The sequence below is a fragment of the Streptomyces sp. NPDC014907 genome (assembly GCF_055562975.1).
This window is the reverse complement of the sequence record NZ_JBVHEG010000012.1, coordinates 47,884-73,522: the sequence shown is the minus strand read 5'-3', so window position 1 is coordinate 73,522 and position 25,639 is coordinate 47,884. Positions and strand designations below refer to the sequence as shown.

Below are 25,639 nucleotides of genomic sequence, written 5' to 3'. Positions count from 1 at the left end.
GGAAACCCGGCCCGCCGGAAGGAAACCGGCGGCGTCCGATGAGTTTCCCCGTGATCCACGGTCAGGGATCATGGCCGGCACGAGCGCGAACGAAGCGCGTACCGGCCCGGCGCGACGCCGACCGGACACGAGACACCGAGGAACCCGAGATGCGCACCCTGATCAGCACCGCCTTCATGTCGCTCGACGGCGTCGTGGAGGCCCCGGGCGGCGAGCCCGGCTACCGGAACGCCGGATGGACCTTCAAGGACGTCGAGTTCCTGCCCGAGGCGTTCGAGATCAAGGGCCGGGAGCAGGAGGAGGCCGCGGCGATGCTGATGGGCCGGGTCAGCTACGAGGCCTTCAGCCCGGTGTGGCCGGACATGGCGGACTTCGCCGGCTACGGGGCGATGCCGAAGTACGTCGTCTCCACCACCCTCACCGAGGGCGACCTGGTGACGAACTGGGGCGAGACCACGATCCTGCGCTCGCTCGACGAGGTCGCCGCGCTGAAGGAGACCGAGGGCGGCCCGGTCGTCGTGCACGGCAGCGCCTCCCTGAACCGGGCCCTGTCGGACGCCGGCCTGATCGACCGCTACCACCTCCTCGTCTTCCCGCTCCTGCTCGGCGCGGGCAAGCGTCTGTTCAGCTCCGCGGACAAGGACACCCAGAGGCTGAGGCTCGTCGAGCACGAGGCGTACGCCAACGGCCTGCAGAAGCAGGTCTTCGACGTCGTCCGGTGACGGGGCCCCGCCCTCGGCCGGCGCCTCCACCGGCGGTCTCCGCCCGTCAGCCGCCCCTCCCGGGCGCCGGTGACGGCGCGCCCGCCAGGCCGTCGCGGGCCATGCCGTACTCCCGGGGGTGGCGGTCGGCGCCGGGAAGGGCGAGGACGGACTCGAACTCCCGCCGCGCCTCGGCGAACCGGCCCGCCGCCGCGTAGGTGGCACCGAGCCGGACGCGGACCTGCATCTCCAGCCACGTGCTGGTGTGCCGGGTGAGCGCCGACAGGGCCTCGTGGTGGGTGTCGACGGCCGGGCCGAGACGCCCCAGGGCGTGCTCGGCGGCGGCGAGCCGGGAGAGGGCCGCCGCGCGCAGCGGCGCGTCGTCGGCCTCGCGGGCCAGGCCGGCCGCCCGCCGCAGCAGTTCGACGGCCTCCGCGGTCCGGCCGAGGGCCAGCCGGGTCTCGGCGACGAAGCACAGGGTGCTGCCGATCGTACGGGGCCGGCCGCTCTTCTCGGCGAGCGCGAGGGCGGTCGCGCAGAGGTCGTGGGCCTCCTCGTAGCGGCCCCGCTGGTGCTGGATCGCGCCCAGGTTGCAGGTCACGATCCCGGTCAGCCAGTCGTCACCGAGTTCGGCCGCCCGTTCCACCGCCTCCTCCAGGAGGGCGGTCCCCTCCGCGACGCGGCCCAGCGTCCACTCCGCGACGCCCGTGCCGGCGGTGGCCCTGACCCGGTCCCGGGGGTCGCCGTGGCCGGAGGCGTGCTCCAGCGCCCCGGCGAACCAGGAGCGCGCCTGCCGGAACCGGCCCTGGTGGACGGCGACGAACCCCATGCAGTTGCGCAGCGAGGCGGGCATCCGCCGGTCGGAGGCCCGGTCCGCGCAGGACAGGGCGAGTTCCAGGGCGGCCCGGCACTCCTGGGGGTGCCCCTGGCGGAGCAGGTGGTCGACCAGGGCCTCGGCGATCCAGCAGGCGTGGTCGAACTCCTCCGCCGCGACCGCGTACGCCACCACGTCGACCAGTTCCCCGCCCGCCGCGTCCAGCCACGCGGAGGCCTCCCGCCAGCCGGCGAACGGGGAACCCGTGCCGTCGGGGCCGGTGGGGAACGCCTCCGGGCCCCAGTCGGCGGCGAGCCGGCCGGCGGTCGTGTAGAGCCGCAGGACGGCGTCCCGGCCCGCCGCGGCCTCCGCGGGCGCCTCCGCGGCGAGGTGCCGCGCGTGCGTCCGCACGAGATCGTGCAGCCGGTAGCGGCCGGGGTGCGGCTGCTGCACCAGGCTCGCGTCGACCAGGTCCTCCAGGACCTCCTCGGCGTGCCCGGGGGAGCGGTCCAGCGCGGCGGCGAGGGTGAGGGCGTCGAAGCGGGCGGTCGGCGCCAGGCCCAGCGCGCGGAAACCGCGCCGCAGACCGGGGGCGAGCTGGTCGTACGACATCCGGAAGGCGGCCTCCACGCTGCGGTCCTCGGCCCGCAGCTCGCCGAGGCCGCGCGCGTCGTCGGACAGCCGGCCGGCCAGGAACTCCAGGGTCCACGAGGGGCGGTTCTGCAGCCGGGCGCCCGCGATGCGCAGGGCGAGGGGGAGGCCGCCGCAGCGCCGGGCGAGTTCACGGGCGGCCTCGGGTTCGCGGTCCGCCCGGTCCGGGCCGAGGAGGTCGCGGAGCAGACCGACCGCGACCCCCGTGTCCAGGGGCTCCACGGTGAGCCGCACGTCGGCGTCGAGGCCGGGCAGGCGCCGGCGCCCCGCGACGAGGACCCGGCTCCCCGGCCCGGCGGGCAGCAGCGGACGCACCTGCTCGGCGCTGCGGGCGTCGTCCACGACCAGCAGCAGCCGCAGTCCGCTCGTGGCGACGCGCCAGGCGGTGACCAGCTCGGTCAGGTCGTCGGGGCCGTCCCCCTCGCGGGGCCCGTCCGGTTCGTCGGGGACCTCGTGGCCCCGGTCGCGGACCGCCCGCAGCAGCCGGTGCAGGGCCCGTCCCGCGTCGACCGCCTCGTGGGCGGCGCCGTGCGCGTGCAGGTCCACGAACAGGCAGCCGTCGGGGTACTGGCCGGCGAGCGTCCGGGCGGCGTGCACCACCAGGGCCGTCTTGCCGACGCCCGCCGTGCCGTCGACGGTCATCACGGACACCACCCCCGGCGGTGCGGGAGCGGTGAGGAGGGCGAGTTCCGCCTCACGGCCGATCAGGCGGACGGTGTCGCCCGGGAGTTCGTTCCTGCGGCGCGGGCGGGGCGCGGGCCGGCCGGGGTGCCCGTCGGGCCGGGGGCGGGGGAGACCGGAGGGGGCGGGGTCCCCGGCGGGGTGGTGCGGGGGGCCGTCCTCCCGGGCGCGGCCGGGGGCGGGGCCCTCCCCGGGCCCGGCTTCGCTCCCGGGCCCGGCTTCGCCCCCGGGACCGGCGCCGCCGGGGCCCCGTACCGGCACGGGGCCCCGGACGTCCGCCGCGTTCCGGCCGGCGGGCTCCCCGGCCGGTGCCGTCCGGCCGAGCAGCAGCGCGTCGTCCCGGCGCAGGACGGCCTGGTGCACGCGGCGCAGTTCCCCGCCGGGCTCCATCCCCAGCTCGTCGAGGAGGCGGCGGCGCGTCTCCCGGTAGACGCCGAGGGCCTCGGCCTGCCGGCCGCTGCCGTACAGCGCGCGCATCCGCAGGGCGGCGAGCGGTTCGTCGTGCGGCCGGGCCAGGGGCGCCGCCATGAGGCAGTCCAGGGCCTCCGGGTGGCGCCCGAGCAGGAGGAGGCACTCCGCCCGGTCCTGGAGCAGCGTCCGCCGCTGCCGGACGAGGCGCTGCCGCTCGCTCTCCGCGAGCGGTCCCGGCACCCCCGGCAGGGGTTCGCCGTGGAGCAGTTCCAGGGCCCGGCCGCCGTGGGCGAGCGCCGCGTCGAGGTCTCCGGCGGCCCGCGCGTCCCGGGCCCGGGCGGCGAGCCCCGCCAGCTCGGCGAGGTCGGTCCCGGCCTCCTCGGACACGAAGCGGTAGCCGCCCTGTCCGCCGAGGATCACCGACCGGCCGGGCCCGGCCCCCGGCGCGTCGAGGGCCTTGCGCAGCGAGTAGACGTAACTCGGCAGGACCCGGTGACCGGTGCCGGGGGGTTCGGCGCCCCAGACGTCGTCGAGGAGCCGTCCGTACGTCACGAAGGCGGGTGCGCGCAGGACCAGGGCGGCGAGGACCGCCTGCCGGCGCACCGGACCCAGGGAGATCCGCGTACTCCCGCGGCGGGCCCGGACGGGTCCGAGCAGGTCGATCCGCACGGGTCCCTCCGCTCCGGCCGGAGCGCCGCCCGCCCCCGCTGCCCGCTCGCCCACGTCGTCGTCCCCGTCCTCGCCCGTGCGCCCCGTACCCGCGCAGTCTTTCCAGCCGCTTCCTTCCACAGGATTTCATCGTCGTCGTGGCGCGGTGCGGCAGGGTGGGGCCGGTCGTGCGGCGCGCGTGCTGTCCTCCGGTCCGGGGGAGGGCGGGGAGCCCCACGACCCGGGGGCGGACGCCTTCCCCGGGCCGGAGACGGCACCGTGCGCTCAGCCGCGGAAGGCGGCGGGGCGCTCGGGGGAGGCGGCGGCGAGGGCCTCGGTCACGGCGTCGGCACCGGCGCGGAGCCCGTAGACGGGGGTGCCGGGCTGCTGCCGCCAGGAGTCGTCGACGCCGCCGGCGTCGACGGTGTCGAAGCCCAGCTCGTCGATGAGGGCGCGGACGGTGTTCTTGGCGGCCTCGTCGTCACCGGCGACGGGCACGGCCATGCGCTCGGGGTCCCCGGCCGGGCGGGGCCGGTCGAGGATGTCCTGCGCGTAGGTGCCGTTGAACGCCTTGACGACGGGGTGCCCCAGGTGGTTCTGCGTCCAGCGGCTCTCGGTCAGGCCCTCGTCCTCGATGGCGGCGATCCGGCCGTCGCGCTCCCGGGGGTAGTAGTTGCAGGTGTCGAGGACGGCGAAGCCCTCGGCGGCCCCGGCGAAGAGCTTCTCGGGCAGGTCGGGGACGTTCTTCAGGGGGACGGTCACGACGACCAGCTCGGCGCCCCGGGCGGCCTCGGTGACGGGCACCGGGGTGGCGCCGGTCTCCTCGGCGAGCGCGGTGAGCGTCTCGGGCCCCCGGGAGTTGGCCACGGACACGGTGTGGCCGAGGGCCGTGAGACGACGGGTCAGGTTGCCGCCGATGTTGCCGGCGCCGATGATGCCGATCTTCATGAGACGTCCTTCGTGAGCGCGGGGAAGCGGGCCCGGCCCTGCCCCGGTGTGCGTTCCGGGACCCGGCCGGTGCGGCACCGGTGAGCGCCGCGGGCTTCTCTTCGGTGAGCAAGAACACCACGGTTCCGGGCTTTCTTCCGGACGCGCGGCCCTTCCGGCCGGTCCGTGTCCGGCCGGCGGGACCGCGTCACCCGGCGGGCGGGGCCGCCCCGGCCTTCACCGGCGAGCGGTCACGGCGCCGTCCCGCGCGTCATCACGTACGTGTTCCCGCTGTCGGGGTCGCCGTAGAAGAAGAACAGCTCCAGGGCGCCGTGCGCGTTCCGGCGCACGTGGAAGCGCCACGTGTACGTCGACGGCGGTTCGGGAGCCGGAACGGCGGCCGGGGTCGCGGAAGCCCGCGTCCCGGTCCCGGTCCGGGCCGTCATGACCACCCGGAGGTCCTGTCCGTCGGCGTCGTCCGTCAGCTTCCAGTCGCCCGTTCCGGAGAGCCGCCAGCCCTCGTCGAAGTCGAACTCCTGTCCGTCGAGCCGGCGCAGGAGGGCCGTTCCGTCCGGGCGGAGCGTCAGCCGGGTCTCCTCGCGGTTCACCCACTCCCCGGCCGCCTCGGCCGCCGTGGCGTCGTGGAGCCCCGTGCCCTCGTAGTACTGGGAGGGGCCCGCGCAGGCGGTCACCGCGGCCAGTGCCGCCCCGACGGCTCCGAGGGCGAACGCCCGGCGGTACACCTTGTTCTTCTCCACCTTCGGGCCCCCGGCTCCGCTCGGATCGGCCCACCGGTCGGACGGGCTTCGACGGGGCCCACCCTGCCAGACCGGTTGAACGCGTTCAACTCCGGGGTCCCGGTGACGGGAACGGCGCCCGCCCGGTGGCCGGGGGCGCGGGGGAACGGGGGAACGGGGCCGGGGGAGCGGGGCGCACCGGCACGGCCGGGACCGGGGCACCCGGGCCGGCGCCGGCCGGCCCGACGCCGGTCGGGCGGTGTGCGGACCGGACGGTGCGCGGGCCGTGCCGGGCCCCGATCCGGTGACGCCCGCGCGGGTCAGTCGCCCCGGCGGACCCGCGCGGCCCGGCGGGCCTCGGCGGTCTTGCGGGCCTCGGCGGCGCGCCGGGACTCGTTCTTGGCGCGGCCCGGACGGCCCGGGACCGTGCCGATGCCGCGGAAGGCCGCTCCGCCGCGCTTGACGCCCTCCTGGCTCGGCGCGCTGCCGGCCACGGGCACGCCCGTCGGCTTCCGGGCGCCGGTGATGCGGGTCAGCGCGGCCTCCCCGGAGCGGACCTGGGTGACGTGGGGACGGATGCCCGCGTCCGCCATGACGCGGGCCACGTCCCGGCGTTCCTCGGGCGTGACGAGGGTGACGACGACGCCGGACTCGCCCGCCCGCGCGGTGCGTCCGCCGCGGTGCAGGTAGTCCTTGCCGTCGGCGGGCGGGTCGACGTTCACGACGAGGTCGAGCGCGTCGACGTGGATGCCGCGCGCCGCCACGTCGGTGGCGACCAGGACCGTGACCTCACCGGTTCTGAAGCGGTCCAGGGTGCGGGTCCGCAGGGGCTGGGACTTGCCGCCGTGCAGGGCCGCCGCCCGTACGCCGCTGCCGAGGAGGTGCCTGGTGAAGCGGTCGACGGCGTGCTTGGTGTCGAGGAACATGATCACGCGCCCGTCGCGGGCGGCGATCTCCGTGGCGGCGGCGAACTTGTCGGCGCCGTGCACATGGAGCACGTGGTGCTCCATGGTGGAGACGGAGGCGGTCGACGGGTCGACGGAGTGGACGACCGGATCGGCCAGGTAGCGCTCGACGAGCAGGTCGACGTTCCGGTCGAGCGTGGCCGAGAACAGCATGCGCTGGCCGCCGGGGCGCACCTGGTCGAGCAGTTCGGTGACCTGCGGCATGAAGCCCATGTCGGCCATCTGGTCGGCCTCGTCGAGGACGGTGGTCCCCACCCGGTCGAGACGGCAGTCCTTGCGTTCCACGAGGTCCATGAGGCGGCCCGGGGTCGCGACCAGGATCTCGGCCCCGTCGCGCAGCGCGGTGGCCTGCCGGCCGATCGACATGCCGCCGACCACGGTCGCCTGACGCAGCTTCAGGGCGGACGCGTAGGGGGCGAGCGCGTCGGTGACCTGCTGGGCCAGTTCCCGGGTGGGAACCAGGACCAGGGCGAGGGGTTTGCGCGGCTCGGCCCGGCGCCCGGCGGTGCGCACGAGCAGCGGCAGCCCGAAGGCGAGCGTCTTGCCCGACCCGGTCCGTCCGCGTCCGAGGACGTCACGGCCCGCGAGGGCGTCGGGCAGGGTGGCCGCCTGGATGGGGAACGGTTCGTCGACGCCGAGGCGGTCGAGTACCCGGAGCACCTCGGGCGGCAGTCCCAGCCCGGCGAAGCCGGTGGCCGGGGCCGGGGTCCGGGGGGCGGACGTGTCCTCCCGCGCGTCGTGGCGCCGGGTGTCGTCCGTACGGGGGGTGTCGTTCATGGGGAGGAACCTTCCTCGAAACGGCGCGCCCCGAGGAATTCGCGACGGGCCGCAGCCCGTGGATCACCGCGACGTACCGGACGCGTCTGCCTGCGGACCCGGGCCGGCCGAAAGTGCGGAGAGCGGCGTCCGGTCCGTGGAGAGGCCTGGAAAACACAACGAGCCGGGGCCCTCACCACACGGGTGGGGGCCCCAGCTGCGCCGGACGTGTCGACGTCAGGCGGGGAGGATGTTCTCCGCCTGCGGGCCCTTCTGGCCCTGCGTGACGTCGAAGGTCACCTTCTGGCCTTCCTGGAGCTCACGGAAGCCGGAGGTGGCGATGTTGGAGTAGTGGGCGAACACGTCCGGGCCGCCACCCTCCTGCTCGATGAAGCCGAAGCCCTTTTCCGAGTTGAACCACTTCACGGTGCCATTAGCCATGTCATATCTCCTTCGGGGCGTAGCCCTGGGAACCGCACTGTGCGATCCCCGGCGTCGCCGTGATGATTGCCCCGTCCGGAAAACTGCACCGAAAACACGACAAGTGCCTGACGATGTCGAATCGTCGAAGGCACTTGTAAGTATTTGGGAACCACAACTGCAACTGATGTCGACTGTAGCACGTCCCGGGCGCCCCGTGCGCGAAATTCTCAAATTTCTCACCCGGAACCGCCGGGAACAAAATCCCGGCCGCCGCCCGGGGCCCCGCGGACCGGTGCGCCGGCCCACGGGGACGGCGGCGCTCCGCACCCCGGGCGGGGGTGCGGAGCGCCGCCGGAGAGCGCGGGGGTCAGACCGCCGGGGACGGGAAGGTCGGGTACTCCACGCCGGAGACGTGCTGGACGACCCGGATGACCTGGCACGAGTAGCCGAACTCGTTGTCGTACCAGAGGTACAGGATCGCGTTGTCGCCGTCGACCTTGGTCGCCCCGGCGTCCACGATCGACGCGTGGCGCGAGCCCACGAAGTCCATCGAGACGGCGTCGGGGGCCGTGGTGAAGTCGATCTGGCGCTTCAGCGGCGAGTGCAGCGAGACGTCGCGCAGGTACTCCAGGACCTCGTCGCGGGTGGTCTCGCGGCCCAGGCGCAGGCTCAGGATCGCGATCGAGACGTCCGGGACGGGGACGCGGATCGAGCTGCCGGTGATCGGGGCCTTCAGGTCCGGCAGCGCCTTGGCGACGGCGGAGGCGGCACCGGTCTCGGTGATCACCATGTTGAGCGGCGCGGAACGGCCGCGGCGGTCGGCCTTGTGGTAGTTGTCCAGGAGGTTCTGGTCGTTCGTGAACGAGTGGACGGTCTCCACGTGTCCGCGCAGCACGCCGTACTCGTCGTCCATCGCCTTCAGCGGCGGGACGATCGCGTTGGTGGTGCAGGAGGCGCAGGACAGGACGCGCTCGTCCGGCTTGACCGTGTCGTGGTTGACGCCGTGCACGATGTTCGGCACGTCGCCCTTGCCGGGCGCGGTCAGGACGACCTTGTCGATGCCGGGGCGCAGGTGCTTGGACAGGCCCTCGCGGTCGCGCCACTTGCCGGTGTTGTCGATCAGGATGGCGTTCTCGATGCCGTACGCCGTGTAGTCGACCTCGGAGGGGTCGTTGGCGTGGATCACCTTGATCGTGTTGCCGTTGGCGACGATGGAGCCGTTCTCCTCGTCGACCGTGATCGTGCCCTGGAACTGGCCGTGGATGGAGTCGCGGCGCAGCAGCGAGGCGCGCTTCACGAGGTCCTGGTCGCCACCGCCGCGGACGACGATCGCGCGCAGCCGCAGGCCGTTGCCGGAGCCGGCCTTCTCGATGAGGAGGCGGGCGACGAGGCGGCCGATGCGGCCGAAGCCGTAGAGGACGACGTCGCGCCCGTCACGGCGCTCGATCTTGTTCTCGCCGAGGGCGCCGGCGACGGCCTCGGCGGTGAACTCCGCCACCGACAGGCCGCGGTCGTCGCTCTTGTAGTCGGCGGCCAGCATGCCGATGTCGATCTGGGACGGGCCGAGGTCGAGGGTGGTGAGCGTCTGGAGGAAGGGGAGCGTCTCGGTGACCGACAGCTCCTCGCCGGCTATCTGCCGGGCGAAGCGGTGGGTCTTGAGGATGCTGACCACCGACTTGTTCACCAGGGAGCGGCTGTGGAGGAGGACGGTGACGTCCTGCTCCCGGTGCAGCTTCCCGATGATCGGGATCATCGACTCCGCGATCTCCTCGCGGTTCTTCCAGCTGGTGAACGAGTCGTCATTGACAGTCACAAGTTTATCTTTCGAGCTAGGCGGCGCTCATATGGTAACCCCCGGCTCGTTCGATCGATCAAGGGGTGCCGTGTGTGACGAAGGCCCTTCGGGCCCCGGAGGGGTGGGGAGCGGTGGGGGACCGGAACCCGGAGCACGAGGGGCGGGACCTCCACGGGGCCGGGGCGGCCCGCCCGGGGACCGGGGCCGCGCTCCGCATGTCCCGGCCGAAGGGGAGGAGACCCTTCTTCCGTCCGCTCGCGTCAGTGCGTTCCGGCGGCGTCCCCGGGTTCCGGTACGCAGGTCACCTCGTCGCGCGGGGTGTAGTGGGTCCGGTAGGTCTCCCGGCCGACCTCGGCGCCACCCTTCTTGAAGACCCGGTCCACCGAGATGTCGAAGCCCTCCAGGGGCGGCTGGGGCACGCAGGCCTTGCCGGTGCCCTCGCGCTTCGCGGGCCGCGTGAGACGGGTGCGCGGACCGGCGACCGCCTCCACCGAGTCGTACTTCTTCGTCCCGAGGAAGCTCACCGTGACCGAGGAGTCCGTCGCGCTCGCCTTGATGTAGATCGGCTTGCCGGTGTCGTTGAGGAACCTCAGGTCCAGGCTGCCCCAGGCGACGGTCGCCTCGCGGCCGGCGGGGTAGCGCTCGATGTAGAAGGAGTGGGCGCCGTGCTCGACCGGCTTCACCCCGGCGAAGAACATGGCGTTGTAGACGGTGGTGGCCATGGCCGACACGCCGCCGCCGGGCGCGGAGCGGTACTGGCCGTCGAGGATCATCGTGCCGTCCACGAAGCCGTTCTCCGGGGTGCGCTCGCCGACCGTCCTGTTGAAGCTCCACACCGCGCCGGGCCGCACCAGCGAACCGTCGATCAGCTCGGCCGCCCGGCCGATGTTCTTCGTCCGGTACGGGGCGGAGGGGAAGTTCACCGTGAACGACGACATCTGCTCGGTGATGCCGAGCCGGGCCAGTGACGCCGAGGTCAGGTCGGGGTCGGTGACCTTGGTGGCCACCGTGGCGGTGCGGGCCGCCGCCCCGGTCCTGGTGAGCAGCGGGCGCACGGCGTCCCCGAGGGCCTTCGCGGTCACCTCGTGGCCCGGACGGCCCTCCGACTCCACGACGACCCTGCCGTTCCGCACGCCGAGGGCCGACTCCGTGGGCGCGTTCGTCAGGGAGGCGAGCGGCCGGGCCACGTCCGGGTCGCGCCGCAGCGCGTCCGCGTCGAGGTGTCCGCTGAGGCGCCCGCCGTCGTTCTTCACGGTGAGGTGGTCGCTCAGGGTGGCCGGGGAGATCCGCAGGCGCTCGCTCCCCGCCGTGAGCGTCACGGGGCCGGAGACGGCGGGCTTCGCGTACGTGTCGAGGAAGCGGGTGACCTCGGCGTCGGACAGCTTCGGCGCGGTCAGGGCGACGGGAAGGGTGACCGGTGCCGCGCCGGTGGCGGCGGGGTAGGCCGCGCGCAGGGCCTCGGCGGCCCGGGCGGTGTCCAGTTTCCGCCCGGTGACCGGCCGGGTGGTGACGACCTCCCCGTCGCGGAAGGAGACGGAGCCCTCGCGGACCGCGCGGTCGTTCTTCTCCGCCAGGCCGGCCACGACGGCCCGGGTCCTGGCCTCGTCGTACGCGAACACCGGCCGGATCTCGCGCGCCCCGGAGGAGAAGAGCCGCCGGACGACCGTGACGGGGTCGCGGGAGGGGTCGGCGGCCCGCTCGACGGTCTTCGCCACGTCCACGGTCAGTCCGGCGGCGGCCGGGTCCACACCGATGGTGGAGGCGGCGTCGTCACCGACCCGCACGGGTATGGGGGCCTTCCAGCCGGCCGGGGCCCCGGCGGCGAGCTTCGCCTCGGCCCGGGCGCGGCTCATGCCGCCGATGTCCACGCCGGCGACCCGGGTGCCGGCGGATATGTCGTCCCCGGTGGCGAGCAGCCCCGCGCCGTACAGGCCTCCGGCGGCGACGGCGGCCACGCCCGTCGCGATCGCGGCCGTCCTCAGACGCGGACGGCGCCCCTCGCGGGGCGTCGGGGCATGGTGGGTCGTGGGGCGGGGCACGCGCTCTCCCGGTGCGTCGAGGATGGGGGGGGGAACCCCTCGACGGTACGCCGAAAGAGTGTCTTGTGTATATAAGGGCTGTTTGACCTGCGGCAATGCGGAATGGTCCGGAATGTGTGCGGAGGGTGGCGGCCGTCGCGGCGGCGGCCCGGCCGGAGCGGGGACGGCGGGCCGGGGGCGCGTCCGGGGCACTTCCCGGCGCCGCCGGGGGCTTCCCGCCCCGCCTGGTAGGTTCGCGTGAGACGCAGGCGGGGCGCGGGCCCGGGGGGAGAGGCGGCACATGGCGGCGAGCGGGCGACGGACCGGCAGGCCCACCCTGGAGGAGGTCGCCGCGAGGGCCGGGGTCGGCCGCGGCACCGTCTCCCGGGTCATCAACGGCTCCCCCAAGGTGAGCGAACAGGCCAGGACCGCCGTCCAGCGGGCCGTCGCCGAACTCGGCTACGTTCCCAACCGGGCCGCCCGCGCCCTCGCCGGCAGCCGCACCGACGCCGTCGCCCTGGTGATCCCCGAGACCGAGGCGCGGCTCTTCGCCGAGCCGTACTTCCTCGACCTCATCCGCGGAGTGAGCGCCGAACTCTCCGACGCCGACAAGCAGTTGCTGCTCACCCTCATCCGCAGCGAGCAGGAGCGGCAGCGGTTCGAGCAGTACCTCGCCGCCCAGCGCGTCGACGGCGTCCTCCTCGCCTCCGTCCACGGCGACGACCCGCTGCCCGACCGGATCCGCGCCCTCGGGCTGCCCGCCGTCCTCAACGGCCGCCGCTCCCAGGGGGAGACCGTCGCCTTCGTCGACTCCGACAACACGGGCGCCGGCCGGACCGCCGTCGCCCACCTCGCCGCGCGCGGCCGGCGGACCATCGCCACCGTCACCGGACCGCTCGACATGTACGTCGCCCGCTGCCGCCTCGACGGCTACCGCGAAGGCCTCGCCGAAGCGGGCCTCGCGCCCGACGGGGCGCTCGTCGCGAACGGCGACTTCACCGAGGAGGGCGGCCGCCGCGCCATGCGCGAACTCCTGGACCGCCGGCCCGGCCTGGACGCCGTCTTCGCCGCCTCCGACGTGATGGCGGCGGGCGCGCGGGCCGTCCTGCGCGAGGCGGGCCGCCGGGTCCCCGAGGACGTCGCCCTCGTCGGCGTCGACGACTCGGCCGTCGCCCGGCACATGGACCCGCCGCTCACCAGCGTGCGCCAGCCCACCGAGGAGATGGGCCGCACCATGGCCCGCCTCCTCCTCCGGGAGATCGCCTCGCCCAGCGAGCCCGACGACCAGCCCCGCCGGATGCTCCCCACCGAACTGGTGGTCCGGGCCTCCTCCTGACCGCCCGAGCCGCCCGCCCCGGGGCCTCCTCCTGACCGCCCGCGCCGCCCGCCCCGGGGCCTCCTCCTGACCGCCCGCGCCGCCCGGGGCCGCCTCCGCCGGGACGGGTTCCCGCGCCGCCCGGGGCCGCCTCCGCCGGGACGGGCCCCCGCCGGGATGCGTCCCCGTCCCCGCGCGCGCCCCGTCCGCCTCCCGCGGCGCGGCCGTGCCGCGTCCGGCGTGTCGTTCGGGTGAGTCCAGCGGGCGGGCCGGGCGGGCGTGGGTTCGAATCGGGACATGGCTTCCTACGACAGGCCCCGCACCGGCGGCTCCCCGAGGCCGCCGAAGACCGGTGACACCTGGTGGTACGCCGCCGTGGCCCGCGAGGCCACCAGTTCGTTCACCTCGCGCGTCCGCGCCCGGACCCGGGGCGGCTGCCTCGTGTCCGTCCTCCTCCTCGCGGTCGTCTACGCGGGGCTCGTCCTCGCCGCGACCGGCCGCCGCTGGGGCGACGCCGCCACGACCGGCCGGCGCGCCGACACCACGGCCGCCGCCCTCCTCCGCGACCACCCCTCCCTCGCCGGGCTCACCACCCTCTCCCTGGTCCTCGGCTGCGTCCTCATCCTCGCCGCGGGCCTGATACGCGGGCGGTACGTCCTCACCGCCACCGCGGCCGGCGGCGTCGTCACCGCCCTCGCCCTCACCGGCCTGCTCCAGCTGTACGCGCCGCGCCCCCGCCCCTCCGGCGGCGCCCTCGTGCCCAGCGGTTTCCCCAGCGCCCAGACCACCCTCGCCCTGGGGATCGCCCTCGGCCTGGCCCTGGTCGTCCCCTACCGGCTGCGCGCGCCCGCCGTCGGCGCCGCCACCCTCTGGGCCGCCGCCGTCGGCGCGTACACCCTCGGGGACGGCCGGCACCGGCCCGGCGACGTCATCGCCGCCGCCCTGGTCGTCCTCGCGGTCTTCTGCGGCCTGCTCGCCCTGCGCGCCCGCAGGGGCGAGGTGCGCCCCGGTCCCCGGCGCGGACTCGCCCCGCTCGGCCTCCCGGTGCTCGTCCCGCTCGCCCTCGTCGCGGCCGGCGGCCTCGGCGCCGGGTTCTGGCTGCTCGGCGACGCCCTCGCCCTGCCCGCCGCCGCCCCCTACGACCCGGCCGAACTCCGCCTCGCCCACCGCTGCGGACAGGCCCTCGCCACCGGCGTGACCGCCGCCACCGGCCTCGTCCTGCTCGCGCTGCTCCGCCACGTCGACATCGAGGGCCCCCCGCCCCCGTACCACCTCGGCCCCTTCGCGGAGGCGGCCGGGGCGCCGGAGGAGGCCGAACTCGTGGGGCCCTTTACCGAGGACCGCGATCACGAGATATCTTGATGTCGAGCAATCTCGCATACGCAGACGTGGAGCGGAGCACCCTGGTGACTGACTCGACCATCATCTACACCCACACCGACGAGGCGCCTGCCCTGGCGACGTACTCGTTCCTGCCCGTGATCCAGGCGTATGCCTCGCAGGCCGGCGTCACGGTCGAGACGCGGGACATCTCCCTCGCGGGCCGCATCATCGCCGTCTTCCCGGAGTACCTGGAGGAGGGGCAGCGCATCCCCGACGCCCTCTCCGAGCTGGGCGAGCTGGCCAAGACGCCCGGGGCCAACATCATCAAGCTGCCGAACGTCTCGGCGTCCATCCCGCAGCTCAAGGCCGCCGTGGCCGAGCTCCAGGCCCAGGGCTACGCCCTCCCGGCCTACCCGGACGACCCGAAGACCGACGAGGAGCGCGAGATCCGCGCCCGCTACGACAAGATCAAGGGCTCGGCCGTCAACCCGGTCCTGCGCGAGGGCAACTCCGACCGCCGCGCCCCCGCCTCGGTGAAGAACTACGCCAAGGCCCACCCGCACCGCATGGGCGCCTGGACCCCCGAGTCCAGGACCAACGTCGCCACCATGAGCGAGAACGACTTCGCCTCCACGGAGAAGTCCGTCGTCATCGACGCGGACGACACCCTGCGCTTCGAGTTCACCGCCGCCGACGGCACCGTCTCCGAGCTGCGCGAGCCGTTGAAGGTCGTCGCGGGCGAGGTCGTGGACGCCGCCGTCATGCGCGCCGCCGCCCTGCGCACCTTCCTGAGCGAGCAGGTCGCCCGCGCCAAGGCCGAGGGCGTGCTCTTCTCCGTGCACCTCAAGGCCACCATGATGAAGGTCTCCGACCCCATCGTCTTCGGCCACGTCGTGCGCGCCTTCTTCCCGGCGACCTTCGCCAAGTACGGCGAGGCCCTCGCCGCCGCCGGCCTCTCCCCGAACGACGGCCTCGGCACCATCCTGAACGGCCTGGACTCCGTCCCGCACCTGGGCGAGGAGATCAAGGCCTCCTTCGAGGCCGAGCTCGCCCAGGGCCCCGCCCTCGCGATGGTCGATTCCGACAAGGGCATCACCAACCTGCACGTGCCGTCCGACGTCATCGTCGACGCCTCGATGCCGGCCATGATCCGCACCTCCGGCCACATGTGGGGCCCGGACGGCCAGGAGGCCGACACCCTCGCCGTCCTCCCGGACCACAGCTACTCCGGCGTCTACCAGGCCGTCATCGAGGACTGCCGCGCCAACGGCGCCTTCGACCCGTCGACCATGGGCTCCGTCCCGAACGTCGGCCTCATGGCGCAGAAGGCCGAGGAGTACGGCTCCCACGACAAGACCTTCGAGATGAAGCAGGCCGGCACCGTCCGCCTGGTCGACTCCGCGGGCGACGTCGTCCTGGAGCAGGAGGTCGCCGAGGGCGACATCTTCCGCGCCTGCCAGACCAAGGACCTGCCGATCCAGGACTGGGTCAAGCTCGCCGTCACCCGCGCCCGCGCCACCGGCGCCCCGGCCGTCTTCTGGCTGGACGCCGAGCGCGCCCACGACGCCCAGCTGATCGCCAAGGTCGAGCGGTACCTGCCGCAGCACGACACCGAGGGCCTGGACATCAGGATCATGTCCCCGGTCGAGGCGACCAAGTTCTCCCTGGAGCGCATCCGCCGCGGCGAGGACACCATCTCGGTCACCGGCAACGTCCTCCGCGACTACCTGACCGACCTCTTCCCCATCCTGGAGCTGGGCACCAGCGCCAAGATGCTGTCGGTCGTCCCGCTGATGGCGGGCGGCGGCCTCTTCGAGACCGGCGCCGGCGGCTCCGCCCCGAAGCACGTCCAGCAGCTCGTCAAGGAGAACTACCTCCGCTGGGACAGCCTCGGCGAGTTCTTCGCCCTGGCCGCGTCCTTCGAGCACCTGGCGACCAGCACGGGCAACTCCCGCGCCCAGGTCCTCGCCGACACCCTCGACCGCGCCACCGGCACCTTCCTCAACGAGGACAAGTCGCCGACCCGTCGCCTCGGCGGCATCGACAACCGAGGCAGCCACTTCTACCTGGCCCTCTACTGGGCCCAGGAGCTGGCCGCCCAGACCGAGGACGCGGACCTGGCCAAGGCCTTCGCCCCGCTCGCCGAGACCCTCGCCGCCAACGAGGCGAAGATCGTCGACGAGCTGGTCGCCGTCCAGGGCTCCCCGGCCGAGATCGGCGGCTACTACCAGCCCGACCCGGCCAGGGCCGCGGCCGTGATGCGCCCGTCCGCCACCTTCAACGAGGCCGTCGCCTCCCTCGCCTGATCCGCCGCGCCCCGTACCGCCCCGGCCGGAACGCCCTTCCGGCCGGGGCGGTCCCGTCGGTGGCGCATACGGCATCCGGGTGTGAACCTGGATGGATGAGTTGGGCATCTTGGACGACCACCGGTGTCTACACCGGGCGAGGTGGGGTCCTGACCGACGAGGTCGGGACCGTCACGGGCGATCTGACCGTGCACACCACCTGGACCGAGCGCGAAGCGCGTGTGGCCGTGCAGTACAGCGGCGCGTCCGACTGGTTCACCATGTCGGGAAGTCCCGTCCCCTGCGCATCGGAGGAGGAGAGCCGCGAGCTGCACGACGTCGTCGTGGCAGCCGTCCGGGAGGGCAACGGGGCCACGGTCCCGACGCTGCCCGGACCCCTGGTGTAGGGCCCCGCGCCCGCGCACCCGACCGGCCGGGCGGGCCCGCACCCGGGTACCGTACGCGTGCGGACACCGCTCGTGTCCGGCGGCAAGAAGTGTTATCCCTCCCGCGCCCACGGGTCTCCGGAAGACGGGGGACACGGACCAGGGACGAGGGAGCAGACCCATGCACAGCGACGAGCGCCGCACCACCGCGCTGGTGGAGGCGGCGGCGGCCGGCGACCCCGATGCCAGGGACGCGCTGGTCCGCGCCCACCTGCCGCTCGTCCACAACATCGTGGGCAGGGCCCTCGACGGCCACGCCGACACGGACGACATCGTCCAGGAGACGATGGTCCGCGCCCTCGGGGGCCTCGCAGGCCTCCGCGACCCCGCCAGGTTCCGGTCCTGGCTCGTCGCCATCGCGATGAACGGGATACGGCGCCGCTGGCGCGAACGCCAGCAGGCCCCCGTACCCGGTCTCGACCACGCCGTCGGCCTGGCCGACCCGGCCGGCGACTTCACCGAGCTCACCATCCTCCGCCTCGGCCTCTCCGGACAGCGCCGGGACGTCGCCCGCGCCACCCGCTGGCTCGACGGGGACGACCGCGAACTCCTCGCCCTGTGGTGGCTGGAGGCCGCCGGCGAACTGACCCGCGCCGAACTCGCCGAGGGACTCGGCGTCCCCCCGCGGCACGCCGCCGTCCGGGTCCAGCGCATGAAGGAGCGCCTGGAGACCGGGCGGGCCGTGGTCCGCGCCCTGGACGCCCTCCCGCCCTGCCCGGAGCTCACGGAGATCCTCGTCCCCTGGGACGGCGTCCCGTCCCCGCTCTGGCGCAAGAGGATCGCCCGCCACCTGCGTTCCTGCGCCGCCTGTACGGGCCGGGCGAGGGGACGCGGCGGCCTCGCCCCCGTCGAGGGCCTGCTGGTCGGCATCGGTCTCGTACCGCCCCTCGGGATCGCCGCCCGGCTCACGACCGCGCCGGACGCGGAGGCGGCGGGGTACGCGTACGGGGCGGGAGGGGAACCGGCCGGTCACGGGGGCGGAACCGGCGCCGGGCAGGGCGGGCCCGACCCGTCCGGCACGTCCGGGGCCGCGTCCCACGCGTCCGGGCCGGCCGCCGGCCGGTGGAGCCCGGGACGGCGGTCCGCCCTCGCCGGGGCCGCCGCCGTCGCCGTCCTCGGGAGCCTCGTCCTGCTCGTCCCCGGGAAACCGGAGGCGCGCGTGAGGCCCGGCCGGCCCGTCGCCGCGCCCCCGGCGACGCCCGCTCCGGCCACGACGCCCCCGGCCCCGGCGGCCACCACCACCGCCCCCGCGCCGCCGGTCACCACCGCCCCGGCACCGCGCCGCACCCCCGGGCCCCCGGCGGCGCCCGCCCCGGGGGAGCGGGTGACCGCGCTCGTCAACCGGCTCCGGGCGGAGGCGGGCTGCGCGCCGCTGCGGACCGACCCCCGGCTCGTCGCGGCGGCCCGCGCGTACGCCCGTGACATGGCCGGGCGCGGTTACTACGGACACAGCAGCCCGGAGGGCGGGTCCACGGACGCGCGGATCACCGCCGCCGGCTACGACTGGAGCGCCTGGGCGGAGAACCTGGCCCGGGGCGCGTCCGACCCGGCGTCCGTCGTGGAGGAGTGGCGGGACGGGGCGATGCACGAGGAGAACATGCTCGACTGCCGCTACCGGGACACCGGCGTGGCGTCGGCGCCCGGTCCCCGGGGCACGATCTGGGTGCAGGAACTGGCCGCGCCCGCCCCGGGGAGGGGATGAGGGTCAGCGCCTGACGCCGAAGTTCTGCACCCACCAGGGGCCGTTGGCCGCCATGGACACCCCGACGCCGATGTCCTTGAGGGCGCAGTTGCGGATGTTCGCCCGGTGGCCGGGGCTCTTCATCCAGTCCTCCATGGCCTTGGCCGGTGTCTTCGGCCCGCGGTGGATGTTCTCCGCCCAGGTGGACCAGTCGTAGCCGGCGGCTCGCATCCGGTCGCCCGCGTCCCGGCCCTCGGGGCTCTCGTGCTCGTAGTAGCCGCGGGCGGCCATGTCGTCGGCGTGCCCCTGGGCGGCCGCGCGCAGGCGCGCCACGACCCGCAGTGGCCGGCAACCTGCTTTCGCCCGCTCGACGTTGGTGAGCGAGACGATCTTCTTGGCGAACCGTTCGTTCGTCCGGAGGAACGCCGTCCCGCCCCCGGGGACCAGGGCGGGCCACCGCTCCCCCCGCCGTTCCCGTACCCGCTCCGGCGCGGGCTCCGCCCCCACCGGGGCGGACCGGGCCGGGGAGGGCGCGGCCGGTGCGGACGAGGAGGGGACGGCCGCCGGGCCGGCCTGCGCGGCGGCCGCCGGACAGGCCCCGGCCCCCACGGTGAGCGCGGTGGCCGCCGCTCCGGAGACGACGGCCGTACGGAGGACCGGACGGCGCGGGGCGGGACGGGGCGTCCCGCCCCCGTCCTTCCGGTGCCGCCCGCCGGCCGGGACGGACGGACCCCCTCCGGGGACGGGGCCCGGCCGGAAGGGGGCTTCGTGTGCCGGGAGTTCGGGACGTTCGGGACGGCCGGGGCGACGGGAAGGGTCGTGGTACCGCATGGAGCTCCGTTCTCTCGCCGGGATCGCCGGGCGTCCGGCCGGGAGCCGCCGGGGCGGTGGTGGCGGGAACCTCCCGCCACCACCGCCCCGGCGCTGCCCGTCGGCCCGCGCCGGCTCGTGCCGAAGCCTTTCAGCCCTGCGGAACGACCGCCACCGGACAGGGCGCCAGATGGAGGGCCGCGTGCGCCACGGAACCGATCCGGGGCCCGACCGCCCCCTTCCGGGCCCGCCGTCCGACCACCAGGAGCTGGGCGTCGCCCGACCCGGAGAGCAGGACCTGGCCCGCGCTGCCCAGCTCGACGTGCTCGGTGACCGGTACGTCCGGGTACTTCTCCCGCCAGGGCGCCAGCGCCTCGCGCAGCGCCTTCTCCTCGTACGGGACGAGCCCGCCGGCCTCGTCGGCGAGGCGCATCGAGGCGGGGCTGTACGCGTAGAGGGCCGGCAGGCTCCACGCCCGTACGGCCCGCACGGACGCCCCCCGCGCCGCGGCGGTCCCGAAGGCGAAGCCGAGCGCGGCGGCGCTGTCCTCGGGGCCGCCGTGCTGGCCGACGAGCACCGGGCCGGTGGGCGGTTCGGCCGGTTCGCCCTCGCGGGACCGGACGGCCACCACGGGGCGGGTGGCGCCGGCGATGATCCGCTGCCCGTACGAGCCGAGCAGGAATCCGGTCACGGCGCCGTAGCCGCGCGAGCCGATGACGAGCATCTCGGCCCGCTCCTCACTGTCGAGCAGCGCGGCGACCGGGGTGTCGGACAGCACGTCGGCCGAGAGGGCGAGGTCCGGGTACCGGCCGCCGATCGTGGCCTCCGCCTCGCGCAGGACGACGTCCGCCACGTTCTCCTGGGTCGCGCGGTCCTGGGCGAGCGGGAGGTCGAGCAGTTCCCAGCGCCAGGCGTGGGCGAGACGCAGCGGGAGCCCTCGGTGGAGCGCCTCCCGGGCGGCCCAGTCCGCCGCCGCGAGGCTCTCCGGGGAACCGTCCACTCCTGCGACGATCTCACGACTCATCGGGCTGCCTCCATCGGTGGGACGAGGGGCCCGCCGGGCGGCGGACCCCTTCCTTCCAGCTTGTGCCCGGATTCTCCCCGATGACGGCGGTGTGCGTTCCGGCGGACCCCCGCCGTCCGTCCGCCCCGGGCGCGGGGGTCCGGGGCGGGTTCAGACCGGCAGGGTGAGCCGGGCGTGGGTGCCGTTGAGGTAGTGGTCCCCGATGTCCCGCAGCCGGTGGTCCGCCCGCGCCGGGGCGGTGAGGGCGCGGGCGTTCCGCCAGAAGCGGTCGAACCCGTGCCCGCCGCCCCGGGCGCCGGCGCCCGCCGTGCCGTCGACGAGTTCCAGGACGCGGGTGGTGACGCGGACGGCGGCCCGGCCGGTGACGGTCTCGGCCGCCGCGACGAGGACGGAGACGTCGGCCCGTTCCTCCGGGCTCAGGGACCACCCGGCGCGCAGTCCTCGGGCGAGGGCGTCCACGGCCCGTTCCGCCACCGCGGCGGCGGTGTGCGCGGCGGTCGCCAGCTCCCCGTAGGCGAGGAGGAGGTACGGGTCGTTCCCGGCGTCCGGCGGCGCGGTGCCGTCCGTGCCGCCGTCCGGAGGCGGCACGGCCTGCCCGGCGCGGCTGATGTCCCGGGCCTCGGCCAGTGCTCCCTCGGCGATGCCGAGCCCGACCTGGGTGAGGAGCAGCCGCAGGACGAGCGGGGCGAGGGCGGTGAAGGGGGCGACGGCGTGCTCGTCGTACGGCAGCGCGCCGAGCACGTGCGCGGGCGGTACGGGGACGCGGTCGAAGGTGACGGTGCCCGAGCCGGTCAGCCGCTGCCCGACCCGGTCCGTGTCCGCGTCGGTGGACACCCCGGGGAGGGCGGGGTCCACCAGGACGATCAGCGGGTCCCCGGTGCCGGCCGGGCGCGCCGCGACGACGAGCCGGTCGGCCACCGTGACGCCGGACGCGAAGGCGCGGCGCCCGTCGAGGAGCCAGCCGTCGTCCCCGGCGGGGGTGAGGGTGAGGCCGGGGCCGGCCGTGGCGCGCGGCGGTTCGACGCCGCCGGCGAGCAGCCAGCCCTCCTCGGCGGTACACGCGTCGAGCGCGGGGGCGCGGCCCCGCGCGGCGCCCGTGGCGGGGGCGGAGGACGTGCCGGGGGCGGAGGGCGTGCCGGGGGCGGGGCCGAAGAAACGGCTGCTCCAGGACAGCGCGTAGTGGTGGGCGAGGAGTTCGCCCACCGAGCCGTCGGCGGCGGAGATCTCCCGTACGACCGCGCACGCGGTCCGCCAGCCGGTGTCCCGCCGGTCCGGCCCCGGTGCCGTGAGCAGGACGGGCAGTCCCGCCTCCCGGAGCCGGGCGGCCTCGTCGCGGGGGACCTCGCCGGCCCGGTCCCTCGCGAGGGCGTCGGCGGCGAGGTCGTCGGCCAGCTCCCGGGTGACGCGGAGCCAGATCTCGTCGTCCACCGGGCGGTCGGCGGCCCGGTCCGCCGGTGCGGAGGCGGTGCGTGCCGCTGGTCTCCTCGGCGCTTTCCTCGGCGTGCTCACGTCACCTCACATGTTCCCCAGTATCCCCATTGGAATGGTAGGGATAGTGGCAGAGGGGGTCGTCCCGCCCCAAGGGGCGTCCGGGGAGTGGACAGGCGCATCCCGGTCAGCGGGACGGGAGCGATCCGGCGCGGATCGCGGGGCACCGCACCGGAGGCGGCGCCGTCACGGGTTGGTCCAGGCCTCCGGATCGTCCGCGAGCGCGGCGATCCCGGCCGGCAGCTCCGCCGCCGCCACCTCCGCGAGCGAGACCCCGAGCACCTCGCGGACCCCCGCCCGGAGCGCGATCCACAGCGTCAGCAGCGACTCGGCCGGCCCCGTGTACGAGAGCTCCGGGGGCCGCTCGCCGCGCACGGAGACCAGGGGACCGTCCACGCAGCGGACGACCTCCGCGACCGAGATCTCCCCGGCGGGCCTGGCCAGCCAGTACCCGCCGTTGCCGCCCCGCTGGCTCTGCACCAGGCCGCCCTTGCGCATGTCCCCGAGGATGCCCTCCAGGAACTTGTGCGGGATGCCCTGCTCCTCCGCGATGGCCTCGGACTTCAGCGGGCCCGCGTCCTGGGCGGCGGCGAGCTGGAGGGCGGCACGCACCGCGTAGTCGGCCCTGGCTGAAATGCGCATGCGCGCATTATCCCGTACGGACGCGGCCGGTCCCGCGCCCGCGGGACGGCCCGCGCCGCGCCGTTTCCGCCTCCGCGCCGCACCGCCCGGCCCCACCGGCCGGCCCCACCGGCGGGGACCGGTCCCCATCCGCGCCCCGCCCGGCGTCACGCACCGTGCTCGCGCGGGTCGCGGGCGTGGCCGGCGACCGCGAGTATGGAGCGACCCAGGAGACAGGAGGACGCCATGCTGCTGCCCGACAGGAACACGGTCGACCGGTTGCTCCGGCACTACCGGGCCCAGGAGCGGACCGTACGGGCCCGGCCGTGCGACCTGTCGGCCCGCCGGCGCTTCGAGGACACCGCGTACACCCTGTGCGTCCTGATGGGGGAGCGGACCGCCCGCGCGGCGGCCCGCGCCGCCGAACGGTACGTGGCCGGAAACCGTCCCCCGGCGAACCGGCCCGCCCTGGAGGGACTGCCGGGAGCCTGACCGGGCCGCGAGCGGCCGGGAAGGAACGGAGGAGGGCCCGGCGGCAGGCCGGAAAGAGATCAGGAAAGGAGAAGCGGCACCACCGTGCCGCCGTTAGCGTGACGGTCACGGACATCGCGGCCCCCCCCGGGGCCCGACGCGATGGACCGCTTTCAGCCCCGCGCGACAACGGAGACACGATGAGCAAGGCCCCCCTGACGGACGGGCGGACACCCGCACCGCACGCCGCCGACCGGCACGACCTGATCCGCGTGCACGGCGCGCGCGAGAACAACCTCAAGGACGTCGGCGTCGAGATCCCCAAGCGCCGCCTCACGGTCTTCACCGGCGTCTCGGGGTCGGGCAAGAGCTCCCTCGTCTTCGACACCGTCGCCGCCGAGTCGAAGCGGCTGATCAACGAGACCTACAGCGCCTTCGTCCAGGGCTTCATGCCGACCCTCGACCGGCCCGAGGTCGACGTCCTCGAAGGCCTGACCACCGCGATCATCGTGGACCAGCAGCGCCTCGGCGCCGACCCCCGCTCCACGGTCGGCACCGCCACCGACGCCAACGCGATGCTGCGCATCCTCTTCAGCCGGCTCGGCGACCCCCACATCGGTCCGCCCGGCGCCTACTCCTTCAACGTCCCCTCCGTCCGGGCGAGCGGCGCGATCACCGTCGAGAAGGGCGCCCGGAAGGCGGTGAGGGCCGACTTCAACCGCACCGGCGGCATGTGCGTCCGCTGCGAGGGCCGGGGCACGGTCTCCGACATCGACCTCACCCGGCTCTACGACGACTCCAAGTCCCTCGACGAGGGCGCGCTCACCATCCCCGGCTACACCTCCGGAGGGTGGAACCACCGCCTCTACGCCGAGTCCGGCCTCGTGGACCCGGCCAAGCCGATCCGGGAGTACACCGAGAAGGAGCTGAACGACTTCCTCCACCACGAGCCGACCCGGATGAAGATCGCGGGCATCAACATGACCTACGAGGGACTGATACCGCGCATCCAGAAGTCCTTCCTGGCCAAGGACAAGGAGGGGATGCAGCCCCACGTCCGGGCGTTCGTGGAACGCGCCGTCACCTTCACCACCTGCCCCGGGTGCGACGGCACCCGGCTGAGCGAAGGGGCCCGTTCCTCCAGGATCGCCGGCGTCAGCATCGCCGACGCCTGCGCGATGCAGATCAGCGACCTGGCCGCATGGGTCCGGGACCTCGACGACCCCTCCGTGGCCCCGCTGCTCGCCGCGCTCCGGTCGACCCTCGACTCCTTCGTGGAGATCGGCCTCGGCTACCTCTCCCTCGACCGGCCGGCGGGCACCCTGTCGGGCGGCGAGGCGCAGCGCGTCAAGATGATCCGCCACCTCGGCTCCGCCCTCACCGACGTCACCTACGTCTTCGACGAGCCCACCGCCGGGCTGCACCCCCACGACATCCGGCGGATGAACGACCTCCTCCTGCGGCTGCGCGACAAGGGCAACACCGTCCTCGTCGTCGAGCACAAGCCGGAGGTCATCGCGATCGCCGACCACGTCGTGGACCTCGGCCCCGGCGCCGGTACGGACGGCGGCACCGTCTGCTTCGAGGGCACCGTCGAGGGCCTGCGGGCCTCCGGCACCGTCACGGGACGCCACCTCGACGACCGGGCCGCACTCAAGACCTCGGTGCGCACGCCCACCGGCGTCCTGGAGATCCGGGGCGCCTCCGCGCACAACCTCCGTGACGTCGACGTCGACATCCCCCTCGGAGTCCTCACCGTCGTCACCGGCGTCGCGGGCTCCGGCAAGAGCTCCCTCGTGCACGGCTCGCTCCCCGCCGGCGCGGACGTGATCTCCGTCGACCAGAGCCCGATCCGCGGGTCGCGGCGCAGCAACCCCGCCACGTACACCGGACTGCTCGACCCGGTCCGCAAGGCCTTCGCGAAGGCCAACGGCGTCAAGCCGGCCCTCTTCAGCGCCAACTCCGAGGGCGCCTGCCCCGCCTGCAACGGCGCGGGCGTGATCTACACCGACCTCGGGGTGATGGCCGGAACCTCCTCCACCTGCGAGGACTGTGAGGGAAGGCGGTTCCAGAACTCGGTGCTCACGTACCTCCTCGGCGGCCGGAACATCAGCGAGGTCCTCGCGATGCCGGTCACCGAGGCCGCGGAGTTCTTCGGTTCCGGCGAGGCCCGGACCCCGGCCGCGCAGCGCGTCCTCGCCCGGCTCGCCGACGTCGGCCTCGGTTACCTCACCCTCGGCCAGCCGCTCACCACCCTCTCCGGCGGCGAGCGGCAGCGGCTCAAGCTGGCCACCCACATGGGCGAGAAGGGCGGGATCTACGTCCTGGACGAACCGACCACCGGGCTGCACCTCGCCGACGTGGAACAGCTCCTCGGCCTGCTCGACCGGCTCGTGGACTCCGGCAGGTCCGTCATCGTCGTGGAGCACCACCAGGCGGTCATGGCCCACGCCGACTGGATCGTCGACCTGGGCCCCGGCGCCGGTCACGACGGCGGCCGGATCGTCTTCGAGGGCACCCCCGCCGACCTGATCGCCGCCCGTTCCACCCTCACCGGCGAACACCTCGCGGAGTACGTCGGCGCCTGACCGCGCCCCGCCCGCCGGCGCCCCACGGCACCGGGCCGGGCCCGTGGGGCGAGGGCGCGC

The 25,639-nt window shown here is 75.1% G+C and carries 19 protein-coding genes; 8 read left to right on the top strand and 11 right to left on the bottom strand.

The features are described from left to right. The first annotated feature begins 149 nt into the window (after positions 1 to 149). Positions 150 to 722, top strand: coding sequence for a dihydrofolate reductase family protein (locus ACZ3IL_RS25505; RefSeq protein WP_467393801.1), 573 nt, complete (start codon positions 150 to 152; stop codon positions 720 to 722). 46 nt (positions 723 to 768) lie between these two features. On the opposite strand, the gene ACZ3IL_RS25500 is transcribed toward ACZ3IL_RS25505, so the two are convergent. The 7 genes from ACZ3IL_RS25500 to ACZ3IL_RS25470 all read right to left on the bottom strand — a co-directional run bounded on the left by ACZ3IL_RS25500 (position 769) and on the right by ACZ3IL_RS25470 (position 11,548). After that, positions 769 to 3,927 (bottom strand): AfsR/SARP family transcriptional regulator, encoded by a 3,159-nt coding sequence (locus tag ACZ3IL_RS25500; protein WP_467393799.1) that lies wholly within the window; start codon positions 3,925 to 3,927, stop codon positions 769 to 771. A 264-nt stretch (positions 3,928 to 4,191) separates the two neighbouring features. Beyond that, a complete protein-coding gene (locus tag ACZ3IL_RS25495; protein ID WP_467393797.1) occupies positions 4,192 to 4,854 on the bottom strand; it encodes an NADPH-dependent F420 reductase in 663 nt (220 codons plus the stop codon). A gap of 230 nt (positions 4,855 to 5,084) precedes the next feature. Further along, complete coding sequence (locus ACZ3IL_RS25490; RefSeq protein ID WP_467393795.1) at positions 5,085 to 5,591, bottom strand: hypothetical protein; 507 nt, start codon at positions 5,589 to 5,591, stop codon at positions 5,085 to 5,087. A gap of 299 nt (positions 5,592 to 5,890) precedes the next feature. Next, positions 5,891 to 7,312 (bottom strand): DEAD/DEAH box helicase, encoded by a 1,422-nt coding sequence (locus tag ACZ3IL_RS25485; protein WP_467393793.1) that lies wholly within the window; start codon positions 7,310 to 7,312, stop codon positions 5,891 to 5,893. A gap of 216 nt (positions 7,313 to 7,528) precedes the next feature. Continuing rightward, positions 7,529 to 7,732, bottom strand: coding sequence for a cold-shock protein (locus ACZ3IL_RS25480; RefSeq protein WP_015031667.1), 204 nt, complete (start codon positions 7,730 to 7,732; stop codon positions 7,529 to 7,531). A 349-nt stretch (positions 7,733 to 8,081) separates the two neighbouring features. Continuing rightward, a complete protein-coding gene (locus ACZ3IL_RS25475; protein WP_467393791.1) occupies positions 8,082 to 9,527 on the bottom strand; it encodes a glyceraldehyde-3-phosphate dehydrogenase in 1,446 nt (481 codons plus the stop codon). Between the two features lie 242 nt (positions 9,528 to 9,769). Beyond that, positions 9,770 to 11,548, bottom strand: a complete 1,779-nt coding sequence (locus ACZ3IL_RS25470; protein ID WP_467393789.1) for a VanW family protein — start codon at positions 11,546 to 11,548, stop codon at positions 9,770 to 9,772. Positions 11,549 to 11,828: 280 nt separating this feature from the next. On the opposite strand from ACZ3IL_RS25470, the gene ACZ3IL_RS25465 reads away from it, so the two are divergent. The 5 genes from ACZ3IL_RS25465 (at position 11,829) to ACZ3IL_RS25445 (ending at position 18,598) form a co-directional block, all read left to right on the top strand. Continuing rightward, positions 11,829 to 12,863: a LacI family DNA-binding transcriptional regulator gene (locus tag ACZ3IL_RS25465; protein WP_467393787.1), complete on the top strand. Its 1,035-nt coding sequence runs from the start codon at positions 11,829 to 11,831 to the stop codon at positions 12,861 to 12,863. 276 nt (positions 12,864 to 13,139) lie between these two features. Next, a complete protein-coding gene (locus ACZ3IL_RS25460; protein WP_467393785.1) occupies positions 13,140 to 14,204 on the top strand; it encodes a phosphatase PAP2 family protein in 1,065 nt (354 codons plus the stop codon). 44 nt (positions 14,205 to 14,248) lie between these two features. Further along, a complete protein-coding gene (locus ACZ3IL_RS25455; RefSeq protein WP_467393783.1) occupies positions 14,249 to 16,471 on the top strand; it encodes an NADP-dependent isocitrate dehydrogenase in 2,223 nt (740 codons plus the stop codon). A 95-nt stretch (positions 16,472 to 16,566) separates the two neighbouring features. Continuing rightward, positions 16,567 to 16,857, top strand: a complete 291-nt coding sequence (locus tag ACZ3IL_RS25450) for a hypothetical protein (RefSeq protein ID WP_467393781.1) — start codon at positions 16,567 to 16,569, stop codon at positions 16,855 to 16,857. Between the two features lie 160 nt (positions 16,858 to 17,017). Then, positions 17,018 to 18,598, top strand: a complete 1,581-nt coding sequence (locus ACZ3IL_RS25445) for a sigma-70 family RNA polymerase sigma factor (protein WP_467393779.1) — start codon at positions 17,018 to 17,020, stop codon at positions 18,596 to 18,598. A 3-nt stretch (positions 18,599 to 18,601) separates the two neighbouring features. On the opposite strand, the gene ACZ3IL_RS25440 is transcribed toward ACZ3IL_RS25445, so the two are convergent. From ACZ3IL_RS25440 to ACZ3IL_RS25425, 4 genes are all read right to left on the bottom strand, one after another. Beyond that, on the bottom strand, positions 18,602 to 19,186 hold the full coding sequence (locus tag ACZ3IL_RS25440) for a CAP domain-containing protein (RefSeq protein WP_467393777.1): 585 nt from the start codon (positions 19,184 to 19,186) through the stop codon (positions 18,602 to 18,604). Between the two features lie 352 nt (positions 19,187 to 19,538). Further along, positions 19,539 to 20,411: a universal stress protein gene (locus ACZ3IL_RS25435; RefSeq protein ID WP_467393775.1), complete on the bottom strand. Its 873-nt coding sequence runs from the start codon at positions 20,409 to 20,411 to the stop codon at positions 19,539 to 19,541. Positions 20,412 to 20,561: 150 nt separating this feature from the next. Then, on the bottom strand, positions 20,562 to 21,920 hold the full coding sequence (locus tag ACZ3IL_RS25430) for an acyl-CoA dehydrogenase family protein (RefSeq protein ID WP_467393773.1): 1,359 nt from the start codon (positions 21,918 to 21,920) through the stop codon (positions 20,562 to 20,564). A gap of 165 nt (positions 21,921 to 22,085) precedes the next feature. Beyond that, complete coding sequence (locus ACZ3IL_RS25425) at positions 22,086 to 22,541, bottom strand: RrF2 family transcriptional regulator (RefSeq protein ID WP_467393771.1); 456 nt, start codon at positions 22,539 to 22,541, stop codon at positions 22,086 to 22,088. A 225-nt stretch (positions 22,542 to 22,766) separates the two neighbouring features. Here ACZ3IL_RS25425 and ACZ3IL_RS25420 point away from each other — a divergent pair, with 225 nt between their 5' ends. Beyond that, entirely contained in the window at positions 22,767 to 23,012 is a 246-nt protein-coding gene (locus ACZ3IL_RS25420) for a DUF5133 domain-containing protein (RefSeq protein ID WP_467393769.1), read from the top strand. Positions 23,013 to 23,191: 179 nt separating this feature from the next. Beyond that, positions 23,192 to 25,579: an ATP-binding cassette domain-containing protein gene (locus tag ACZ3IL_RS25415; RefSeq protein ID WP_467393767.1), complete on the top strand. Its 2,388-nt coding sequence runs from the start codon at positions 23,192 to 23,194 to the stop codon at positions 25,577 to 25,579. Positions 25,580 to 25,639: the final 60 nt, after the last annotated feature.